Origin of the sequence: Streptomyces sp. NPDC006207 (assembly GCF_040613835.1) — a bacterium.
Lineage (GTDB): Bacteria > Actinomycetota > Actinomycetes > Streptomycetales > Streptomycetaceae > Actinacidiphila.
This window is the reverse complement of the sequence record NZ_JBEXSX010000003.1, coordinates 214,343-232,835: the sequence shown is the minus strand read 5'-3', so window position 1 is coordinate 232,835 and position 18,493 is coordinate 214,343. Positions and strand designations below refer to the sequence as shown.

The 18,493-nt window shown below is 72.7% G+C and carries 18 protein-coding genes; 8 read left to right on the top strand and 10 right to left on the bottom strand.

What is annotated here, in order from left to right:
* Positions 1-28: 28 nt before the first annotated feature.
* The 4 genes from ABZ312_RS03700 to ABZ312_RS03685 form a co-directional block, all read right to left on the bottom strand.
* Positions 29-1,618, bottom strand: a complete 1,590-nt coding sequence (locus tag ABZ312_RS03700; RefSeq protein WP_500325520.1) for a chitinase — start codon at positions 1,616-1,618, stop codon at positions 29-31.
* 154 nt (positions 1,619-1,772) lie between these two features.
* Positions 1,773-2,039 (bottom strand): DUF8847 domain-containing protein, encoded by a 267-nt coding sequence (locus ABZ312_RS03695; RefSeq protein WP_499513943.1) that lies wholly within the window; start codon positions 2,037-2,039, stop codon positions 1,773-1,775.
* Positions 2,040-2,073: 34 nt separating this feature from the next.
* On the bottom strand, positions 2,074-2,829 hold the full coding sequence (locus ABZ312_RS03690) for a TetR/AcrR family transcriptional regulator (RefSeq protein ID WP_499513944.1): 756 nt from the start codon (positions 2,827-2,829) through the stop codon (positions 2,074-2,076).
* A gap of 30 nt (positions 2,830-2,859) precedes the next feature.
* Positions 2,860-3,762, bottom strand: a complete 903-nt coding sequence (locus ABZ312_RS03685; protein WP_500436370.1) for an AurF N-oxygenase family protein — start codon at positions 3,760-3,762, stop codon at positions 2,860-2,862.
* Between the two features lie 52 nt (positions 3,763-3,814).
* On the opposite strand from ABZ312_RS03685, the gene ABZ312_RS03680 reads away from it, so the two are divergent.
* Complete coding sequence (locus ABZ312_RS03680) at positions 3,815-4,897, top strand: ferritin-like domain-containing protein (RefSeq protein ID WP_500325514.1); 1,083 nt, start codon at positions 3,815-3,817, stop codon at positions 4,895-4,897.
* 18 nt (positions 4,898-4,915) lie between these two features.
* Here ABZ312_RS03680 and ABZ312_RS03675 read toward each other — a convergent pair whose 3' ends face one another.
* Positions 4,916-6,379 carry a penicillin-binding transpeptidase domain-containing protein gene (locus ABZ312_RS03675; RefSeq protein ID WP_500325512.1) on the bottom strand — a complete coding sequence of 488 codons (1,464 nt, stop codon included), beginning with the start codon at positions 6,377-6,379 and terminating at the stop codon, positions 4,916-4,918.
* Complete coding sequence (locus tag ABZ312_RS03670) at positions 6,376-7,785, bottom strand: FtsW/RodA/SpoVE family cell cycle protein (RefSeq protein ID WP_500325510.1); 1,410 nt, start codon at positions 7,783-7,785, stop codon at positions 6,376-6,378. The genes ABZ312_RS03675 and ABZ312_RS03670 overlap by 4 nt, the downstream gene beginning before the upstream one ends.
* Before the next feature lie 87 nt (positions 7,786-7,872).
* On the opposite strand from ABZ312_RS03670, the gene ABZ312_RS03665 reads away from it, so the two are divergent.
* The 3 genes from ABZ312_RS03665 (at position 7,873) to ABZ312_RS03655 (ending at position 10,530) form a co-directional block, all read left to right on the top strand.
* Positions 7,873-8,568: a pentapeptide repeat-containing protein gene (locus ABZ312_RS03665; protein ID WP_500325508.1), complete on the top strand. Its 696-nt coding sequence runs from the start codon at positions 7,873-7,875 to the stop codon at positions 8,566-8,568.
* Positions 8,569-8,626: 58 nt separating this feature from the next.
* Positions 8,627-9,214 carry a pyridoxamine 5'-phosphate oxidase family protein gene (locus ABZ312_RS03660; protein WP_500436368.1) on the top strand — a complete coding sequence of 196 codons (588 nt, stop codon included), beginning with the start codon at positions 8,627-8,629 and terminating at the stop codon, positions 9,212-9,214.
* 137 nt (positions 9,215-9,351) lie between these two features.
* Entirely contained in the window at positions 9,352-10,530 is a 1,179-nt protein-coding gene (locus ABZ312_RS03655; protein ID WP_500436366.1) for a transglycosylase family protein, read from the top strand.
* 296 nt (positions 10,531-10,826) lie between these two features.
* Here the strand turns inward: ABZ312_RS03655 and ABZ312_RS03650 are convergent, their stop codons facing one another.
* Together ABZ312_RS03650 and ABZ312_RS03645 are read right to left on the bottom strand one after the other, a co-directional pair.
* Positions 10,827-11,267, bottom strand: a complete 441-nt coding sequence (locus tag ABZ312_RS03650; protein WP_499513952.1) for an SRPBCC family protein — start codon at positions 11,265-11,267, stop codon at positions 10,827-10,829.
* A 47-nt stretch (positions 11,268-11,314) separates the two neighbouring features.
* Positions 11,315-12,349, bottom strand: a complete 1,035-nt coding sequence (locus tag ABZ312_RS03645; RefSeq protein ID WP_500436364.1) for an ATP-grasp domain-containing protein — start codon at positions 12,347-12,349, stop codon at positions 11,315-11,317.
* A gap of 283 nt (positions 12,350-12,632) precedes the next feature.
* Here ABZ312_RS03645 and ABZ312_RS03640 point away from each other — a divergent pair, with 283 nt between their 5' ends.
* Positions 12,633-13,622, top strand: coding sequence for an alpha/beta fold hydrolase (locus ABZ312_RS03640; protein ID WP_500325500.1), 990 nt, complete (start codon positions 12,633-12,635; stop codon positions 13,620-13,622).
* Between the two features lie 64 nt (positions 13,623-13,686).
* Here ABZ312_RS03640 and ABZ312_RS03635 read toward each other — a convergent pair whose 3' ends face one another.
* Both ABZ312_RS03635 and ABZ312_RS03630 read right to left on the bottom strand, forming a co-directional pair.
* Positions 13,687-15,225 (bottom strand): MFS transporter, encoded by a 1,539-nt coding sequence (locus ABZ312_RS03635; protein ID WP_500436362.1) that lies wholly within the window; start codon positions 15,223-15,225, stop codon positions 13,687-13,689.
* A complete protein-coding gene (locus tag ABZ312_RS03630; protein WP_500325496.1) occupies positions 15,222-15,629 on the bottom strand; it encodes an antibiotic biosynthesis monooxygenase in 408 nt (135 codons plus the stop codon). The genes ABZ312_RS03635 and ABZ312_RS03630 overlap by 4 nt, the downstream gene beginning before the upstream one ends.
* 412 nt (positions 15,630-16,041) lie before the next feature.
* Here ABZ312_RS03630 and ABZ312_RS03625 point away from each other — a divergent pair, with 412 nt between their 5' ends.
* From ABZ312_RS03625 to ABZ312_RS03615, 3 genes are read left to right on the top strand one after another with little or no spacing between them, the layout of a single operon-like run.
* A complete protein-coding gene (locus ABZ312_RS03625; RefSeq protein WP_500436360.1) occupies positions 16,042-17,334 on the top strand; it encodes an NAD(P)/FAD-dependent oxidoreductase in 1,293 nt (430 codons plus the stop codon).
* Between the two features lie 15 nt (positions 17,335-17,349).
* Positions 17,350-17,616, top strand: coding sequence for an acyl carrier protein (locus tag ABZ312_RS03620; protein WP_499513958.1), 267 nt, complete (start codon positions 17,350-17,352; stop codon positions 17,614-17,616).
* A complete protein-coding gene (locus ABZ312_RS03615) occupies positions 17,600-18,493 on the top strand; it encodes a thioesterase domain-containing protein (protein WP_500325492.1) in 894 nt (297 codons plus the stop codon). The genes ABZ312_RS03620 and ABZ312_RS03615 overlap by 17 nt, the downstream gene beginning before the upstream one ends.

The window sequence follows — 18,493 nt, the reverse complement described above, 5'->3', positions numbered from 1 at the left end:
GGTCGCGGAGCCACCCGTTCGTCCGGCGTCATCCGAAATAGGTGTCGAAGTTCCGCTGGAATTCCCAGTTGCTGTACTTGTCCCAGTTCACGGACCAGGTCATCAGGCCGCGCAGCGCGGGCCAGGTGCCGTGGGTGGCGTAGCCGCCGCAGTTGACCTGCCGGGTAAGGCAGTCGAGCGCCTTGTTCACCTCGGCCGGGGTGGTCCAGCCGTTGCCCGCGTTGCTGCTGGCGGGCAGGCCGACGGCCACCTGCGACGGGGAGAGCGGCGGGAACACCCGGGAGGTGTTGCCCGCGACCGGGAAGCCGGTGAGCAGCATGTCGGTCATGGCGATGTGGAAATCGGCGCCGCCCATCTGGTGGTACTGGTTGTCCAGTCCCATGATCGGCCCGGAGTTGTAGTCCTGGACGTGAAGGAGCGTCAGGTCGCCGCGCAGGGCGTGGATCACCGGCAGGTACGCGCCGGCCCGCGGGTCCTGGGCGCCGTTCGGGCCGGGGCCGTAGAACTGGTACCCGAGCTGGACGAAGAAGGTCTCGGGGGCCATGGTCAGCACGAAGGCGCCGCCGTACCTGGCCTTGAGGGTCTTCAGCGCGGAGATCAGGTTGACCACGACCGGGGTCGTCGGGTTCCTGAAGTCGGTGTCACCGGCGTTGAGGGAGAGCGAGTGGCCCTCGAAGTCGATGTCGAGGCCGTCCAGTCCCCAGGTGTCGATGATCTTGCCGACGGAGCTGACGAAGGCGTCGCGGGCGGCGGTGGTGGTGAGCTGGACCTGGCCGTTCTGGCCGCCGATGGAGATCAGCACCTTCTTGCCCTGCGCCTGCTTGGCCTTGATCGCGGCCTTGAACTCCGCGTCGGACTCCACGTTCGGGCACTCGGCGACCGGGCAGCGGTTGAAGCGGATGTCGCCGGAGGTGGTGGAGGTGGGCTCGCCGAAGGCGAGGTCGATGTAGTCCCAGCTCGCGGGGACGTCTGCCATGCGGACGTAGCCGGAGCCGTTGGCGAAGCTGGAGTGCAGGTAGCCCACGAGGGCGTGGGAGGACGGCGTCGGATCGGTCGGGGTGGGGGTCGGCGTGGGGGTGGGAGTGGGCGTGGGGGTCGGCGTCGGGTCGGTGGGGGTCGGGCTGGGCGTCGGGCCGCCGGGCCCGGTCAGCGACAGGTCGTCGGCGTAGTACGTGGGCTGCGCGTACCAGCCGTGGACGTAGACCGTCGCGCTGGTCTGGGTCGGGCCGGTGGTGAAGCTGACGTTCAGTTGCTGGTAGGCACCGCCGGTGCCCGGGGTCCAGGTGCTGGTGCCGCCGTCCACGCCGATGTAGACGTAACTCCCCTTGACCTGCGCCGAGAAGGTGTACGCCGTGTTCGGGGCGACGCCCACCGTCTGCTTGCACTGCGCGGTCCCGGTGCCGCTCGGGGTGCCGGCGAGGGCGCGACTGCCGCTCTTCGCCTGCCCGGTCACCACCTGGGTGGTGCCGGAGTCGCAGCTCCAGCCGGACAGGTTGCCCGACTCGAAGCCTCCGTTGACCAGGAACTCACCGGCGTGCGCCGTGGGGGCGAGGGCGACCAGCCCGCCGAGGACGGCGGTGCAGGCGAGGGTCGCCGTCGCGGCGACGAGGTGTCTCATGGGGGGCCGCTCCTTCGGGGGCGAGAAGAAGTGAGCATGACAACTCGCAGCAAACAGGTCTGGACCAATCCTGTCAATGGTCCGGACCATCCCCGTGGCCGGTCACCCGGATCACCCGTCCGGCGGCGGTCCGCCCCGCGACCGCCCCGGCGGCTCACGTCCGCGGTTTCGACCAGGGCCAGCGCGGCTTCTCCGGCCGGTTCCCCTCCGGGTCGTAGACGAAGACCCAGCGCGTACGGCGCTGCGCGCGCGGGCCGGGACTGGGCTCGCGATGATAGACGTGCACGACGGGGGGTGCGCCGTCCTCCTGCGGCACCGGTACCTCGTACACCTTCGGGGGCTGCCCGGTGATGCCGGTCAGCACCCCCAGCACCCGGCCGTCCAGCGGCCCTCCGACGAATTCCGTGTCCTCATGCCTCACGGGGTCAGGGTAGGCCCTGGGGAGGGGGCCACGTTCAGGAAACGGCAGGTGGGAGCAGATGTGCGACTGCCTGGGCCAGCGGGGTCACCCGGCGGGCCAGGTCCCCGGCGGGGCTGCCCGCGCTCTCCCGCTCCAGGGCGGCCAGTGCGACCTCGGCGGTCTCCTGGTCGGTGGTGGAGCTGACCAGCAGGAGCGCGATGAAGTGGTCCACCAGCCACCGCCGCAGCTCCTGGGCGGGGGGCTGCTTGCCCTCGTCCAGCCAGGTCAGCGAGACGGCCTCGACGCTGGCGATCCAGGAGCGCACCATCATCGCCAGCCGCGGTCCGGGGTGCGGCGCGCCCAGGTGCATCAGGATCTGCTCGGCCGCGCCGCGCCGGACACCGTCCACGATGGCATCGGTCCGGCTGGTCTCCGCGACGCTGCCGCCGCGCAGCAGGGCGGAGTACGCCGCGTCGTGCTCGTCCACGTAGGAGAGGTAGCGGTCCAGCGCGTTGGACAGGCGCTGGGTCATCTCGCCCTCCGCGGGCTCCACGAAGCAGGTCCGCAGTTCCTCGGCGGCGTTGCGCATGGCGGCCTCGTACAGCTGCTGCTTCCCGCCGGGGAAGTAGCGGTAGACCAGGGGACGCGAGACCCCGGCGGCCGCGGCCACGTCGTCGACCGAGACGTCCTCGGGCCTGCGGTGCCCGAACAGGTCCACGGCGGCGGCGAGCAACTGGGTACGGCGCTGCTCGACGCTCAGCCGGCGGTAGGCGGGGGCGGCGGCGGGCGCCGGCGTCGAACTGCCGTTCATGAACGCCAGCGTATCCGCCCGCGCGCCGTGCTACCCGAGAAGTCCCGAGCTGCGCCACATGCGCCGTACGCCCGGACCCTCGAACATGCCGATCTCCTCCAGGAAGTCCATCAGCTTCCGCGCCGCCTGCCGCATCACGTCGCGGCGGTGCGGGCTGGTGCGGGCCAGCTCGGCGGCGTGCCGGGGGTCGAGCCCGACCGAGGCGTACACCTGGGGGCTGATCAGCGACCGGGCGATCACCCGTGCGGCCTCGGCGGAGGAGATCCGGGTGAAGGCGATCTCCCAGCGCGGAGCCGAGCTAATCTGGCGGCGCAGCTCCTCACGGGCGTAGCGGATGTGCCGGGCCTCCTCGACCACGTGGATGCGGGTGACGCCACGGGTCAGCGGCTGCACGCGCTCGTCCGGGAAGGTCAGCCGCTGCATCCAGTCGAGGATCTCCTCGGCGAGCAGGGTGCCCGTGAAGGAACCGGGTGTGGTGGAGACGGTCTTCAGCACCCGCCCGAGGTTGTGGTCCGTGCGCGAGGGCTTGTAGACGGGTGTGCCGAGCCGGGTCACCAGCCGCGCGAACATCTTCGAGTGGCGGCACTCGTCGGCGATCTCGGTGAGCGCGTAGCGGACGTGCCCGCTGGTGGGGTCCAGGTCGTAGGAGTGCCGCAGCAGCAGCTGCATGAGGATGATCTCGAACCAGATGCCGATCGAGGCCAGCGACGCCGCCTCGTGCCGGCTCAGCTCGATCCGCTGTTCCTGCGACATGTGCTTCCACAGCGGGGTGTCGTACAGGGAGCACAGCTCGGGCGGCCAGAACCACGTGCCGTCCTCGAACGGGGCGTCCCAGTCCAGCTCGGTGTCGGGGTCGAAGGAGTGCTTCGCGGAGGCGTCGAGCAGCCGCTCCGCCACTTTTTCACGCGTTGCAAGAGGGGTGCCAGCGGTCATGCTCTTATGAGACTGTGTGTCAGCAAGCCCGTCAAGAGTCGAGGAGACGCCAATGCCGTCGCAGGACAACCTGTGGGAGATCCCGGCTTCCGGAGCCGCCCGCTTCTCCTGGGAGTACGACGACGGGCGCGACCGGCTGCTCGCCCTCTACCAGAAGGGCAAGGACAAGCAGTGGGACGCGGTCACCCGCATCGACTGGGACATCGAGGTCGACCCGTACGACCCGCTCGGCGTGCCGGACCAGAACATGACCGTCTACGGCACCCCCTACTGGGACAAGATGTCCGAGCGGAACAAGCGCGACATGCGCCGTGCCTACGCCTCCTGGCAGTTCAGCCAGTTCCTCCACGGGGAACAGGGCGCCATGGTCTGCGCCGCCCGCATCGTGGAGTCGGTGCCCGACCTCGACGCCAAGTTCTACTCCGCGACCCAGACCATGGACGAGGCCCGGCACGCCGAGATCTACTCCCGCTTCCTGCGCGAGAAGGTCGGCATGGTCTACCCGATCAACGACTCGCTGCAGGCCCTGCTCGGCGACACCCTGCGCGACTCCCGCTGGGACATGCCGTACCTGGGGATGCAGGTGCTCATCGAGGGGCTGGCGCTGGCCGCCTTCGGCATGCTGCGCGACACCACCGACAAGCCGCTGCCCAAGCAGATCCTCGCCTACGTCATGCAGGACGAGGCCCGGCACGTCGCCTTCGGGCGGATGGCGCTGCGCGACCACTACAGGCAGCTGTCCGACGCCGAACTGCGCGAGCGCGAGGAGTTCGTCATCGAGGGCTGTTACCTCATGCGCGACCGGCTGCGCGGCGCCGAGGTGCTGGAGGACTTCGGCATCCCGCGGCAGGAGGCCGAGGAGCTGAGCGAGCGCTCGGAGTACCTGCAGCTCTTCCGCAGGCTGCTGTTCAGCCGCATCGTTCCGTGCGTGAAGGACATCGGGCTGTGGGGCGAGCGGCTGCAGCGCGCCTACGTCGACATGGGCGTCCTGGAGATGGGCGACTCCAACCTCGACCTGCTGATGGCGCAGGACGAGGAGATCGCCGAGAAGCTCGACGCCGAGCGCTTCGCCCAGGAGGAGACCGAGCGGGCCGCCGAGGTCGAGCAGGCCATCGCGCTGGGCGCCCAGGACTGACCGCGGCCGGCCACGGGATCAGCGTCCCAGCACCGCGCGCATCACGGCGCGGGCGACCGGGGCCGCCTTGCCGCCGCCGCTGATGTCGGCGCGGTCCGCGGCGGCGTCCTCCACGACGACGGCGACGGCGACCTTCGCCGGGGCCCCCCGGCCCTCCTTCGCCCAGGAGATGAACCAGGCGAACGGGTTCCCGCGGTTGTCCTCGCCGTGCTGCGCCGTGCCCGTCTTGCCGCCCACCACCGCGCCGGGCAGGGCGGCGTTGCGGCCCGTGCCGTGCCGCACCACGGCGACCATCATGTCCTGCATCACGAAGGCCACGGTCGCGTCCATCACCTGCCGGTAGGCCCGTTCACCGGTGATCTCCAGCGGGAGGCCGGCGCCGTCGGTGGTCCGGTCCACCAGGTGCGGGTACATCAGCGTGCCGTCGTTGGCCACGGCCGCAGCGACCATCGCCATCTGCAGCGGGGTGGCCCGGGTGTCGTACTGCCCGATGGACGACAGCGCCAGCTGCGCCCGGTCCATGCGGCGGTCGAAGACGCTGACCGCGGGGTGCGACGGGACCCCGATGGAGGGGTCGTTGAAGCCGAAGGCCTCGGCCGTCTCGCGCATCGCCCGCAGCCCCACGTCGTCGCCGAGCTTGCCGAAGACGGTGTTGCAGGAGACGACGTACGCGTGGAGCAGCGGCGCGTCCTCACAGCCCGCCGACGCCGACTCGTTGCCCAGCGTCGTCGTCGTGCCCGGCAGGCGATAGGGGTCCGGGGAGTCGGTGGGCTTCCCGACGTCGGTGACCACCCCGGAGGCGAGCGCCGCGACCGCCGTCACCGTCTTGAAGGTCGAACCCGGGGGGTACGTCTGGCGCAGCGCCCGGTTGAGCATCGGCTGGTCCTCGGCGGTGACGAGCCGGTGCCAGGCGCCGAGCGCCTCCGGGCCGGTGCCGGCGATCGTCGCGGGGTCGTAGGAGGGCGTGCTGACCAGCGCCAGGATCCGGCCGGTCGCCGGATCGAGGGCGGCGACCGCGCCCTTCTTGCCGCCCAGCGCCTTGTACGCGGCCTGCTGGGCGGCCGGGTCGATGGTGGTGCGGACGTCGCCCGGGCGCTGCGGCGCCCTGCTGACCGCGTTCCACAGCGGGAGCGCCGACAGCCCGGGGGAGGAGCCGGACAGGACGTCGTCCGCGGCGGCCTCCAGCAGGGCCGTGCCGTACGTCTGGGAGGAGAAGCCGGTCACGGGCGCGTAGAGCGGGCCGTCGGCGTAGGTGCGGACCCAGTCCAGCTGGGCGCCGGTGGACCGGGAGCCGGTCACGGGCCGGCTGCCGACGAGGATGTCGCCGCGCGGCTGCGCGTAACGGTCGATCGGCACCCGCCGGTTGGCGGGGTTGGCGTCGTACGCGGGGGCCCGCACCACCTGGACCCGGATGGCGTTCACCAGCAGGGCGACGAGGAGCAGCAGGCACAGTGCCGCGGCCCGGCGGGCGTACGGGGTCACGCCGCGGCCGACCCGCCGCTGGTGGCCCGGCCGGCGGTCCGGCCGGTGTCCGGGCCGGGCGGCGGGCGTCGGGCGGTGTCGCTGAGCAGGATCAGCAGCGCGACGATCACCCAGTTGGTGACGACCGACGAACCGCCCTGCGCCAGGAACGGCATCGCCATCCCGGTCAGCGGGATCAGGTCCGTCACCCCGCCCGCGATCACGAAGACCTGCAGCGCGACGATCGAGGCCAGCCCCACGGCCAGCAGTCTGCCGAACGGCTCGCGGACTGCCAGCCCCGTCCGGTAGCCCCGGGCCACCAGCAGTCCGTACAGCAGGAACAGCGCGGTCAGCCCCGTCAGTCCCAGCTCCTCGCCCGCCGTGGCCAGGATGAAGTCGGACTTGGCCGCGAAGCCGATCAGGATCGAGTGCCCCTCGCCCAGGCCCGTGCCGAGCAGCCCTCCGGCGGAGAACGCGAACAGCGACTGCGCCAGCTGCCCCGGCCCCTGCCCGGCCTCGATGCTGGCGAAGGGGTGCAGCCAGTCCGCTACCCGGGAGTGCACGTGCGGTTCGAGCGAGCCGACGAGGAAGGCACCCGCCGCCGACAGCAGCAGCCCGATCGCGATCCAGCCGGTGCGGCCGGAGGCGACGTAGAGCAGGATCACGAAGAGGCCGAAGAACAACAGCGAGGTCCCCAGGTCGCGTTCCACCACCAGCACGCCGAGGCTGATCGTCCAGACCGCCAGCACCGGGCCCAGCACCCGGCCGGTCGGCAGTTGCAGCCGGCGGAACCGCCGGACCTGCCGGCCGGCGTACGCGAGCGCGGCGCGGTTGTCCGCGAGGTACGCCGCGAAGAAGACCGCCAGCAGCACCTTCGCGAACTCGCCGGGCTGGAAGGAGAAGCCCGCGACCCGGATCCAGATCCTGGCGCCGTTCACAGCGGGGAAGAGGCTCGGCACGATCATCAGCACCAGGGCCGCCACGACGCCCAGGTACGCGTACCCGGCCAGGGCGCGGTAGTCGCGCAGCAGCAGGACGACCGCGATGAACAGGGCGACGCCCAGCCCGGACCAGACCAGCTGCGCCGGGGCGGCGGCGTCGGGGGTCTCCAGGTCGAGGCGGTAGATCAGGACCAGGCCGAGTCCGTTGAGCAGCACCCCGATCGGCAGCAGCAGCGGGTCCGCGTACGGGGCGCGCAGGCGCACCGCCAGATGGGCCACCAGCGCCAGCCCGCCGAGCGCCGCGCCGTAGCCGGCCGCCCCCTGCGGTACGGCGCCGTCGTGCGCGAGGCCCACGGCGCAGTAGCCGTACACCGGGATCAGCACCGCGCCGACCAGCAGCGCCAGCTCGACGCCACGGCGCCGGGGCAGCCGGACGGCGGGCACGGCGAGGGCCGGTGGCGAGGTCCCGGGGGCGGGGGCGGTCATGGGACGCAACGTAGCAAGACATCCCGGACAAATCGTTCATATTCGTGGGAGGTGGCGTTGTCACAGGGGGCCACTAGCGTGGCCGCCATGACCTTCAAGGCGCCGCAGTCCCTGTCCGAGCTGCCGTACGCGCAGGCACTGGAGCCGTTCGACGAGCCCGGGCTGGGCGTCGAGGAGCGGTACGACACCGTGCACTTCGACGGCCTCACCTTCGGCGAACAGGACGCCGGCGGCGCCGTCTTCCTGGAGTGCGCGGTCACCGACACCGTCTTCGAGGGCGGCAGCCTGCGCCGGGCGCGCTTCAACGAGGTCTGGCTGCAGGGCGACCGCTTCGTCGGTACCTCGGCGGCCGAGACGAACTGGATGGACGCGACCGCCGACTCCTGCGTGCTCGCCGGTGTCGAGGCCTTCGGCGCGGTGCTGCGGCGGGTGGTCTTCCGGCGCTGCAAGTTCGACTCCGTCAACCTGCGCTCGGCCCGGCTGCACGAGGTCGTCTTCGAGGACTGCGTGCTGCGCGACGTCGACCTCGGCGGCGCCCGCCTGAAGGACGTCTCCTTCCCCGGCACCGCCCTGGAACGCCTGCGGCTCGGCCGTGCCGAGCTCGACGCCACCGACCTGCGCGGCGCTACCCGCCTCGACCTCGCCGACGGGCACGACTCGTTGCGCGGCGCCGTCATCGGCAGCGCCCAGTTGCTCGACCTGGCCCCGGCGCTGGCCGCCGCGCTGGGCATCGTCGTCCGGGACGGAGCGGACGACGGCCCCCGCCGTCCCCGGCGGCGCTGACCCGTCCACGGCCGAAAAGGTGCGGCGGAAGCCGGGCCGCCGCCGCAGAATCACAGGCATGGGAAAGACGTACGAACGCATCGACGGGCGCCTGCGCGCGTTCATCGAGGAGCAGAAGGTCTTCTTCACCGCCACCGCGCCCCTGTCCGGCGACGGGCACGTCAACGTGTCGCCCAAGGGCCTCGACGGTTCCTTCGCCCTCCTCGACGACCGCACCTTCGCCTACGCCGACCTCGGCGGCAGCGGCGCCGAGACCATCGCCCACCTGCGGGAGAACGGCCGCATCACCCTGATGTGGTGCGCCTTCACCGGGCCCCCGACCATCGTGCGGGTGCACGGGCGCGGCGAGCCCGTCTTCCGCGACGACCCGCGCTGGGACGACCTGCTCCCGCACTTCTCCGACGACATCCGGGCGCGCACCGACCTGCGCGCCGTCATCCTCGTCACCGCCGAACGCATCAGCGACAGCTGCGGATTCGCCGTCCCCTGCATGGACTTCCGGGAGGAACGGCCCCTGCACACCCAGCGCTTCTCCCGCGAGACCGAGGAGTCCTTCAGCGACTACTGCGTGGGCAAGCCGTACGTCGCGGTCAGTCTCGACGGGCTGCCGGGCCTGCCGCTCCCGCTGCCGCCCCGCACGTCCTGACGGGGGCGCCACCGCGCCAACCCGGTTCCGGGCCGCACGATTTGGGACGACAGAGTCTCAAAAGCACCCTTGCGGCGACAAGATCCCTCTGTCGTACTTGTACGGCCGTGTGTCCGGAGCCGAGAGGTGGTCCCCCCATGCCCGTACGGCCCGTGCGCGGTCGCCACCGCAGACCCCAGCCGCCGAGCCGGCTCTCGCCGGTGTCGGTCGCCGTCACCGCCGCCTCCGGAGCGGGACTCGCGCTGCCGCTGGTCGCGGCCACGGGCGCGGGCGCGGCCACGACCGGCACGTGGGACAAGGTCGCCCAGTGCGAGAGCAGCGGCCGCTGGCACATCAACACCGGCAACGGCTACTACGGCGGGCTGCAGTTCGCCCAGTCGACGTGGAAGGCCTACGGCGGTGGGAAGTTCGCCGCCCGGGCCGACCTGGCGACCAGGTCCGAGCAGATCGCGATAGCCGAACGGGTCCTGGACGGGCAGGGTCCCGGGGCGTGGCCCGTCTGCTCGCAGCGCGCCGGGCTCACCCGGGGCGGACCGCAGGCGCAGGACCCGCCGCGACGTGCGGCGGCCCCGGCGAAGAAGACCGAACGCAAGGAGAAGCCCGGGACGGACCGTGCCCCCGCGGCGCGGGACGACTCCTACACGGTCGTCAGCGGGGACACGCTCTCCGGGATCGCCGACGAGCAGGACGTCCACGGCGGCTGGCAGCGGCTCTACGCCGTGAACCGCCGGGTCGTCGGAGCCGACCCCGACCTCATCCTCCCCGGACAGGAACTGTCCGTGCCGGGAGCGGAGCCCGCGAAGGACCCCAAGCCGGCCAAGCCCGCCAAGCCCGCCAAGCCCGCCAAGCCCGCCAAGCCCGCGAAGACCGCCAAGCCCGCCGAGCGGCACGCCGCGCCCGCCTCCGCCGCGCGGACCTTCGTCGCACCGGTCGGCGGAGCGCTCGGCACCCCGTACCACCGCAGCGGATCCCACTGGGCCAGCGGTTACCACACCGGCCAGGACTTCGCCGTGCCCACCGGCACCTCCGTCAAGGCGGTCGCCGCGGGCACGGTCGTCGAGGCCGGCTGGGGCGGCGCCTACGGCTACCAGGTCGTGATCCGGCACCACGACGGCATGTACACCCAGTACGGCCACCTGTCCTCGCTGACCGTACGGACCGGCCAGACCGTGGCCGCCGGCCGCCAGGTCGGCCGCTCGGGCTCCACGGGCAACACCACCGGCCCGCACCTGCACTTCGAGGTGCGCACCGGCGAGGGCTACGGCTCCGACGTCGACCCGGTCGCCTACCTGCGGCGGCACGGGGTCCGCCTCTAGGTCGTGTCGTCACACCGGTCCGCTGGGAGGTGCCCCCAGGTGCGGTGCATCGCAAGGCGGAGAGTCGTCCTCGTAGTGGGCTACTCGGACGATTCGACGACTCCCCCGGGCCGAAGGCTGGGGGAGTGCCGTGCCTGGGGGCACCTCCCAGCGCCGGCTTGGGGAGCGTCGCGGGGTGGGGCCACCCCCGGGCCGAAGGTTGGGGGAGGGCATGTGACGACACGGCCCAGCGGCACACGCTTGCGGCCCGTCGCGGTCCGTGCGCGGCGGGCCGCACGGACCGCGCGCAGTGCCGGCTAGTGCTCGCGCTCGACGAGGTCCTTGAAGCGTTCGAGGTCGTCACGGACCGTGCGCTCGATCGCGCTGACCTGGGCGAAGCCCTTGGGGCCGCCGAAGGCGTCGCGGATCTCGGCGGGGTCGTACTCCATGCGCACCTGGACGCGGCTGTGCTGCTCGTCGATCGGGAGGACCGAGCACGTCCCGGTGATCTCGGCACCGCCGCTGGTGCGCCAGGTCATCTCCCGGGTGTCGCTCCGGGCCTTGGTGCGGTCGGAGAACTCCGCGTCGAGCAAGCCGCCACCGGTCCCCGACACGCCGAGCCGGGCCTTGCCGTCCCCGGTGGCGCCGGCCTCCCGGACACCCGCGACGAACTGCGGGTACTCCTCCAGGCGGTGCAGGTGCTGCCACGCCACCTCGGTCGGCACGTTCAGGTCGATCTGCTCTTCGAGTCTGCTCATGAGCTGCCACCTGCCTTCCTCCCTCCAGCGTGCCCCCCGGCCCCGGCTCACGCCACGTTGACCTCCGGGACGTCTGGGAGGCGAGGGACGTTTGGGACCTCGGTGACCGCTTCCGTTACGGCGACGCGGCCGCCGAGGCGGGGGGCGGCGCGGAGCCCGGCGTGGCCCTGGGTGAGCAGGCGGACGGCGGCCCAGGGCAGGTTCACGCCGGTGAAGGCGGTCTGGAAGATCCCGGCGGAGGGGCGCGGGTTCGCCTCCAGGAGCACGGGCTCGCCCTTGCGGTGGCGCAGCTGCACATTGGAGAGGTAGGCGAGGCCGAAGTGCCTGACGAGGCGACGGGCGATCTCCGTGATGGCGGGGTCGTCCAGCAGGAGCCGGTAGCGGCCCTCCTTGGCCCGGGGGATCGCGGCGAGCAGTTCCCCGCCCGGGGCGGACAGGCAGTCGACGCTGACCTCGGGGCCCTCCAGGTACGGCATGACGATCATGCTGGGCACGTGCTCGCCCTCGTCGGCGGCCCGCTTCATCGCCTGGGCGACCGCCTCGACCGAGGCCATCGGCCTGGCGGGGGCGAGCAGGTCACGGATGTCCATCGGCCGGTCTTCCAGGATGCGGAAGCCGAAGGCCGAGTACTCGCCGGCGGGCTTGATGCAGACGGTCTCGCCGGTCGCGGCGAGCTCGTCCACCGCGTCCCGCAGGCCGTCGGCGTCCCGGACCACCCGCCACGGCGGCACGGGGATGCCGGCGGCGAGCGCCTCCTGGTACGTACGGCTCTTGCTGGTCAGCACCTTGACCGAGGCCGGTGGCGAGCACATCAGCCGGGTCCCCGCGGCGGCGAAGTCGCCGGCCCGCCCGGCGAGCGCGGTCAGCCGGCGCGGCGGGACGAGGACGTCGATGCCGTGCCTGCGGCAGAAGTCGAGGGCGAATTCGGCGTACGCGTCGTCGCCGACGTGGCGGGGCTCCACCTCGGCCACGTCGCAGGCGGCCAGGGCGGGTGCCGAGGGATCGACATTGCTCCCGTAGACGCGGACGTCCACGGAGTCGGGGTTGCCGCGCAGCATCCGCATCACCTGGGTGGTGGCCACCCCCGCGCTGCTGAGCCATATTCGGAGGGCTATCGGACGCTCCCCTCATGCATGCGGCACGGCAGGAAGGCATGCGGGAGCGCACCTTTTCCGGCCGTCCGGGATCTTGTGTGAGGCGGATCATATCCGTGTTCGATGACGCCGGTGTTTCACGTCCGCGGAGCCCACGCGAAGGGCGGACGACCCGCCGTCACTCGTCCGTCCCCCGGGAACGAGCGGGACGGCCGCGGCGGGCCAAGGCTGGGAGGCGACAGCAGCCCCTCCGGCCGGAAGAGAGAACAGCATGGCTGGGCCGTCCTCCCCCGCTCCGCTGCACCGACGCCACATAGCCCGCGCGGGAGCGCTCGTCGCGGCCCTCGCCTCGACGGCGCTCGCCGCCGCCCCCGCCCTCGCCTCGTCGGTCGCCGACGGCGCCGCCGCGGGCCGCGGTGCCCGGCCGACCGTGGTGCTGGTGCACGGCGCCTTCGCCGACGCGTCGAGCTGGAGCCCGGTCGTCGAGCGCCTCGAGAACGCCGGCTACAAGGTCGTCGCCCCCGCCAACCCGCTACGGGGCCTGGTCGGCGACTCCACCTACGTGGCCAGTGTGCTGAAGAGCATCGACGGCCCGATCGTGCTCGCGGGCCACTCCTACGGCGGCGCGGTGATCAGCGGTGCCGCGGCGGGCAACCCGAACGTCAAGGCACTGGTCTACGTCTCGGCGTTCATGCCGGACGCGGGGGAGACCCTGGGCGCGCTCTCGGCCAAGTTCGCACCGAGCGACCTCGCCTCGGCGCAGCGTCCCGTGCCGTACCGGGACGGGTCGGGCAGCGGCACGGACATCTACATCCGCGACTCCGTCTTCCGCAAGGTCTTCGCCGCGGACCTGCCCGTGGCGGCGACCCGGCTGATGTCCGCCGAGCAACGGCCCATCGCCCTGCGGGCGTTCACCGACAAGGCGCCCGGCGCAGCGTGGCGGACCATCCCCTCGTGGGCGCTGGTCGCCTCCGCCGACCACGCCATCAACCCGGCCCTCGAACGCTTCGAGGCCAAGCGCGCGGGCTCGCACACCGTCGAGGTCGACTCCTCGCACGTCGCGATGCTCTCCCACCCCGACGCCGTCGTGCGCATGATCCGCGAGGCCGCCGACAGCACCGCGTCCGGTTCCGAAGGCGGTCCCGCACTCGCCGACACCGGCCCCCGGGACGAGGTCCTCACCAGCGTGGGCGGCGTCGCGAGCGTCGCCCTCGTGGCCGGCGCGGTGCTCGTCGCGGCGGTGCGGCGCTTCCGCCGCTGACCGGCGGCGCGGTGGGGGCGCCGCCCCCACCGCGCCGTGTGCCGTCAGCGGGCCCGGGTCCGCGCTACGCCGCGGCCGGCTTGCGGGCCAGGAACACCGCGGCCAGCACGGCCGCCGCGAAGGACACCCCGGCGACGACCCACAGGCCGGTGTGGATGCCGACCGTGAAGGACGCGCCGATCGCGTCCGTCACCGCGGGTGTGGAGCGGCCGCTGCCGCTTCCGCCGCTGCGCGCCACCGCCACGACCGCGTCGGCGACCGGCGGCGGCACATGGGCGGCCGTCAGCCGCTCCGGGAGCGCACCGATGAAACGGACCGCCAGGACGGCACCGAGCACCGAGGTCGCCAGCACCGAACCGATCTGCCGGAACGCGGTCACGGCGTTCGACGCGGCACCCATCTGCGCGGGCTGCACCACCGCGAAGGCGGCCGCCGTCGACGGCGCGACGACCAGCCCGCTGCCCAGACCGGCCAGGGCCAGGCCCACCGCCGTGATCGCGTACGCGCTGTCCGGCTGCTGCCGCACCAGCACCACGGCGGCGGCGGCCGTCACCAGCGAACCGGCCGCCAGCAGCCGGGCGGCGCCGACCCGCCCGGCGAGCCGCTGGGCGACCAGGGTGGACAGCACGAAGAAGACCATCGCGGGCAGCAGCCGCACGCCCGTGGCCATCGGCGCCACGGCCTGCACCCGCTGCAGGAACAGCACCTGCAGGAAGATGACGCCGACGAACGCGAACAGCGCCGCCGCGGCCACCACCAGCGCCGCCGACACCCGCACCGAGCCCATCATGCGCACGTCCAGCATCGGCACGTCCGTACGGCGCTCCACCAGCACCAGCGCCACCAGCGACACGACGCCCACCGCGAGCGCCGCCACCACCACCGGGTCGTCGTACCCGGCGCGGCCGCCGACCGCGATCCCGTACACCAGCGTGCCCAGGCCCAGCACGGACAGGCCCTGGCCGGGCAGGTCCAGCGGCCGGTCGGGCACCTTCGACTCGCGCACCGCGTACAGCGTGACGGCCACCGTGACCACCGCCAGCGGGGTGTTGACCAGGTAGACCGCGGGCCAGTCGAAGCGGTCGAGCAGGGCGCCGCCGAGCAGCGGCCCGAGGGCCAGGCCGAGTCCGGACACCGACACCCACACCGTGATGGAGCGCAGCATGCGCGGCAGGTCGACGAAGAAGGTGGTGGTGATGATCGCCAGCGAGGTGGGCAGCACCAGCGCCCCGCCGACACCGCTGACCGCCCGCCCCACCAGCACCTGCGGGAAGCCGCCGGCGGTGGCCACGACCAGCGAGCCGGCCGCCAGCGCGACCACGCCGGTCAGGAACACCCGCCGCCGCCCGTAGCGTTCGCCGAGCGCGCCGCCCGACAGCACGCACGCGGCCACCACCAGGGTGTAGGTGCTGGACACCCAGCTCAGGTCGGCGGGGGCGACCTGCATGTCGACCTGCAAGGCGCGCAGCGTGGAGATCGCCGCCGTCACCTCGATGAACGACATGAACAGCCCGAGGCAGGCGGCGAGCAGCACCAGCCGGCCGCGCGGGATCACCGGCTTCTGCGGCGCCTGCGCGGACGCTGCGCCCGTCACGGTGCTCACTGGGCGCGCTCCTTCTCCGCCAGGCGCCGGGTGGCGTCGTCCCAGGCGACGGGCAGGGCGTCGCGGGCGGTGGGGTAGAAGACGAACACCGAGCGGTCCATCACCTTCCGCAGCCGCGCCACGATCCGCGCGTGCGGGTCGGTGCGGGCGAAGGCGTCCAGCGCCTCCTGGTCCCGCCACGCCGACAGCGTCCAGAAGGTCCTCTTCAGCGGCTCCGCCCGCAGCGAGGCACCGACCACGCCGGGCGCCGACCGCACCTGCTTCCACACCACCAGCGACAGCAGGAAGAAACGGGGCACGCTCAGCAGCGACTTCACTTGGAGCTTGGAGGCCATGACCACGGCCTCACCGGAGCCGGCGGACTCCTTGGCGGCGGCCCCAGGCATCCAGGGAATGGTGGGCATGGCAGCTCTCTCCTCTTCGGTACGGGTGCGCGGCCGGTGCGCGCCGTCACGGCGGGAACCCCCGCCACCCACATGAGTCCCTCCCGCGGGCCTTCCGGACACCTCCGGGAGGCCGATAGGCCGGTCCGCGCGGCAGTTGGCCTGTTCGCGCCCCCGGTGCCCCCCGGGCACCGATCCGGACACCCGGGACGGGGCGCATCGGCGGCCCCGATGGGCCGGAAACCGTCGATGATGCGGTGTTTGACCCTCCGGCCCGGGCCGCCCTACGTTCCCAGTGCGCCGCCCGCCGCGCCGATCCGCGCGGGACACGGACGACTTCACGCCTTCAGAGGTCCCAGCCCTCTGCGCTCCAGCCGCCGTCGCCCAACGCGACCGGTTCCTGAGAACTGCTCGAGCCGAGGGGCTGCCTGTCATGACCACCCGTGTCGCTGTCGTCGGGGCCGGCATATCCGGCCTGTCCGCCGCGTACCACCTGCCCGACGACGTCGAAGTCACCGTCTACGAGAAGGAGGACCGGCCCGGCGGCCACGCCCTGACCGTCGAGGTGGAGGAGGACGGCCGCACCATCGGGATCGACACCGCCTTCGTGGTCTTCAACTCCCGGACGTACCCGCAGCTGAGCGCCTTCTTCCAGGAGATCGGCGCCACGGCCCTGGACCACACCGGCGGCTTCGACTTCTTCGACCTCGACCGCGGACTCGACTACGGCACTGCCGAGTTCGAGCTCACCGAGGAGGAGATCGCGCGGCGCTACCCGGCTGACTTCCTGCCGCTGTGGCGGGACGCCGAGCGCTTCCACCGCGAGGCCCCCCGCGACTTCCTGCGCAAGCGCACCGACATGGCCCTCGGCGAGTACCTGGACCGGGGCGGCTACTCCGACGCCTTCAAGTACGGCTACGTGGTGCTGCTCGCCACCGCCGTCTGGTCGGTGCCGGCCGAGCTCATCTGGGAGATGCCGGCCACCACCGTCATCGCCTTCTTCATGTCGCACGACCCGGGCGGCCTCGGCGGCCGCTCGGTGGCGTGGAAGACCGTCTCCGGTGGCAGCGTCGAGTACGTCCGCCGGGTCGTCGCCGCGGTCAACGGCACGGTCCGCACCGGCAGCCCGGTCACCGGGGTCCGGGAGGAGGCGGGCCCGGACGGCGGCGTCGTCATCGGCACCGCCGACGGCGAGGAGCGCTACGACTACGCGGTGCTCGCCTCGCACGCCGACCAGACCCTGGCGATGCTGGAGCGGCCGACCGCGCTGCAGGCCGACATCCTCGGCAAGGTCCGGTACAGCTCCACCCGGGCCGTCCTGCACACCGACCCGTCGGGCATGCCGCCGGAACGCGCCCGCTGGCAGAGCTGGAACTACGGCCTGAAGACCGTCGACGGCCGCACCCGCACCTGGGTCGCGTACTACATGAACTCCCTGCAGGGCTTCACCGCCCGCGAGGACTACTTCGTCACCCTCGACTGCCCGGTCGTCCCCCGCGACGAACTGGTCATCCGCGAGCTGCCGTTCACCCACCCGGTGATCGACCTGGACGTGCGCTCCATGCAGCGCACCATCTACGCCGTCAACGACACCGGCCGGATCAAGCTCGCCGGCTCGTACTTCCACTCGCCCAGGATCGGCCACGACCTGATCGGCTCCCACGAGGCCGGGTACGTCTCCGGGCTCAAGGCCGCCGAGTCCATCGCCCGCGACATCAAGAAGTGAAGTGAGGGAATCCCCATGCAGCGTGTCACCGCCGAGGAAGCGCAGGCCTGGCTGGTCGAGAAGCTCGCGGTCCGGCTGGAGGTCGAGCCGGCCCAGATCGACGTCGACCGCTACTTCGACGAGTTCGACCTCGACTCCACCGAGGCGCTGATCCTCGCCGGCGAGCTGGAGAAGTGGCTCGGCTTCGAGCTGGAGGCGACCGCGCTCTGGTACCACCCCACCATCGCCGCGCTGTCGGAGCACATCGCCGAGGAGAACGCCCGCCATGTCGCAGCGGCCTGACCGTACCGCCCCCCGCCCGGTCCTCACGCCGCTGCGCGAACCGGCCGGCGGGGCGGCCCGCCGGCTCTACGCCGTCCACCCGGGTGCACTGGCGCCCACGGCGTGGCAGCCGCTCGCCGACCGGCTGCCCGCGGACACCGCGCTGTGGCTGCTCGACCTCGGCACCATCCCGGAGTTCTTCGCCGCCGCCCTCGACCCGGACGCGGCCGCGGACACGGTCTCCATCGCCGGCCTGGCGGAGCGCTGCCTGTCCGAACTCACCGCCTCCGCGCCCGCGGACGCGGCGTTCTCCCTGGTCGGCTGGTCCTTCGGCGGCGTCGTCGGGTTCGAGATCGCCGCCCGGCTCGACGCCGCGGGACAGGGCGCCCGGCTGGAGGAACTCGTCCTGCTCGACAGCATCGCCCCCGTCCCCGCCTTCAAGCGCGCCGACGAACTGCTGGACCCCGCGATGCTCCTCGACTGGTTCGCCATGTACCTCGGCGCCAAGCGCGGCCGCCCGGTCGTCCTGCGCGTCCCGCCGGTCGCCGACACCGACGAGGGCCTGCCCGCGCTGCTTGCCGCGGCCACCGCCCAGGGCGTACTGCCCCCAGGCACCGAACTGGCCGGGCTGCGCAAGCTCTACGCCGCGTACCACGGTGGGCTGCTGCGCAACAACCGCTGCACCGCACCGTACGAACCCGCTCCGCTCGACCGCACGGTCACCCTCGTCAAGCCGGAGCGCTCCCTGCTCCCGGACCGCGGTGACCTCGGCTGGAGCCGGCTCAGCACCCGCCCCGTGCGGCAGCTGGGCGTCCCCGGCGACCACTACACGATGCTCGGGGAACCCACCGCCGTCGCCGTGCTCGCCGGACTGCTGGCCGACCCGGCCGTCGCCTGA

Coding starts and splice junctions, on each gene's coding strand:
- ABZ312_RS03700 (WP_500325520.1), bottom strand. CDS start 1,618: ATGAGACACCTCGTCGCCGCGACGGCGACCCTCGCCTGCACCGCCGTC.
- ABZ312_RS03690 (WP_499513944.1), bottom strand. CDS start 2,829: ATGAACGGCAGTTCGACGCCGGCGCCCGCCGCCGCCCCCGCCTACCGC.
- ABZ312_RS03685 (WP_500436370.1), bottom strand. CDS start 3,762: ATGACCGCTGGCACCCCTCTTGCAACGCGTGAAAAAGTGGCGGAGCGG.
- ABZ312_RS03680 (WP_500325514.1), top strand. CDS start 3,815: ATGCCGTCGCAGGACAACCTGTGGGAGATCCCGGCTTCCGGAGCCGCC.
- ABZ312_RS03670 (WP_500325510.1), bottom strand. CDS start 7,785: ATGACCGCCCCCGCCCCCGGGACCTCGCCACCGGCCCTCGCCGTGCCC.
- ABZ312_RS03665 (WP_500325508.1), top strand. CDS start 7,873: ATGACCTTCAAGGCGCCGCAGTCCCTGTCCGAGCTGCCGTACGCGCAG.
- ABZ312_RS03660 (WP_500436368.1), top strand. CDS start 8,627: ATGGGAAAGACGTACGAACGCATCGACGGGCGCCTGCGCGCGTTCATC.
- ABZ312_RS03655 (WP_500436366.1), top strand. CDS start 9,352: ATGCCCGTACGGCCCGTGCGCGGTCGCCACCGCAGACCCCAGCCGCCG.
- ABZ312_RS03650 (WP_499513952.1), bottom strand. CDS start 11,267: ATGAGCAGACTCGAAGAGCAGATCGACCTGAACGTGCCGACCGAGGTG.
- ABZ312_RS03640 (WP_500325500.1), top strand. CDS start 12,633: ATGGCTGGGCCGTCCTCCCCCGCTCCGCTGCACCGACGCCACATAGCC.
- ABZ312_RS03630 (WP_500325496.1), bottom strand. CDS start 15,629: ATGCCCACCATTCCCTGGATGCCTGGGGCCGCCGCCAAGGAGTCCGCC.
- ABZ312_RS03625 (WP_500436360.1), top strand. CDS start 16,042: ATGACCACCCGTGTCGCTGTCGTCGGGGCCGGCATATCCGGCCTGTCC.
- ABZ312_RS03620 (WP_499513958.1), top strand. CDS start 17,350: ATGCAGCGTGTCACCGCCGAGGAAGCGCAGGCCTGGCTGGTCGAGAAG.
- ABZ312_RS03615 (WP_500325492.1), top strand. CDS start 17,600: ATGTCGCAGCGGCCTGACCGTACCGCCCCCCGCCCGGTCCTCACGCCG.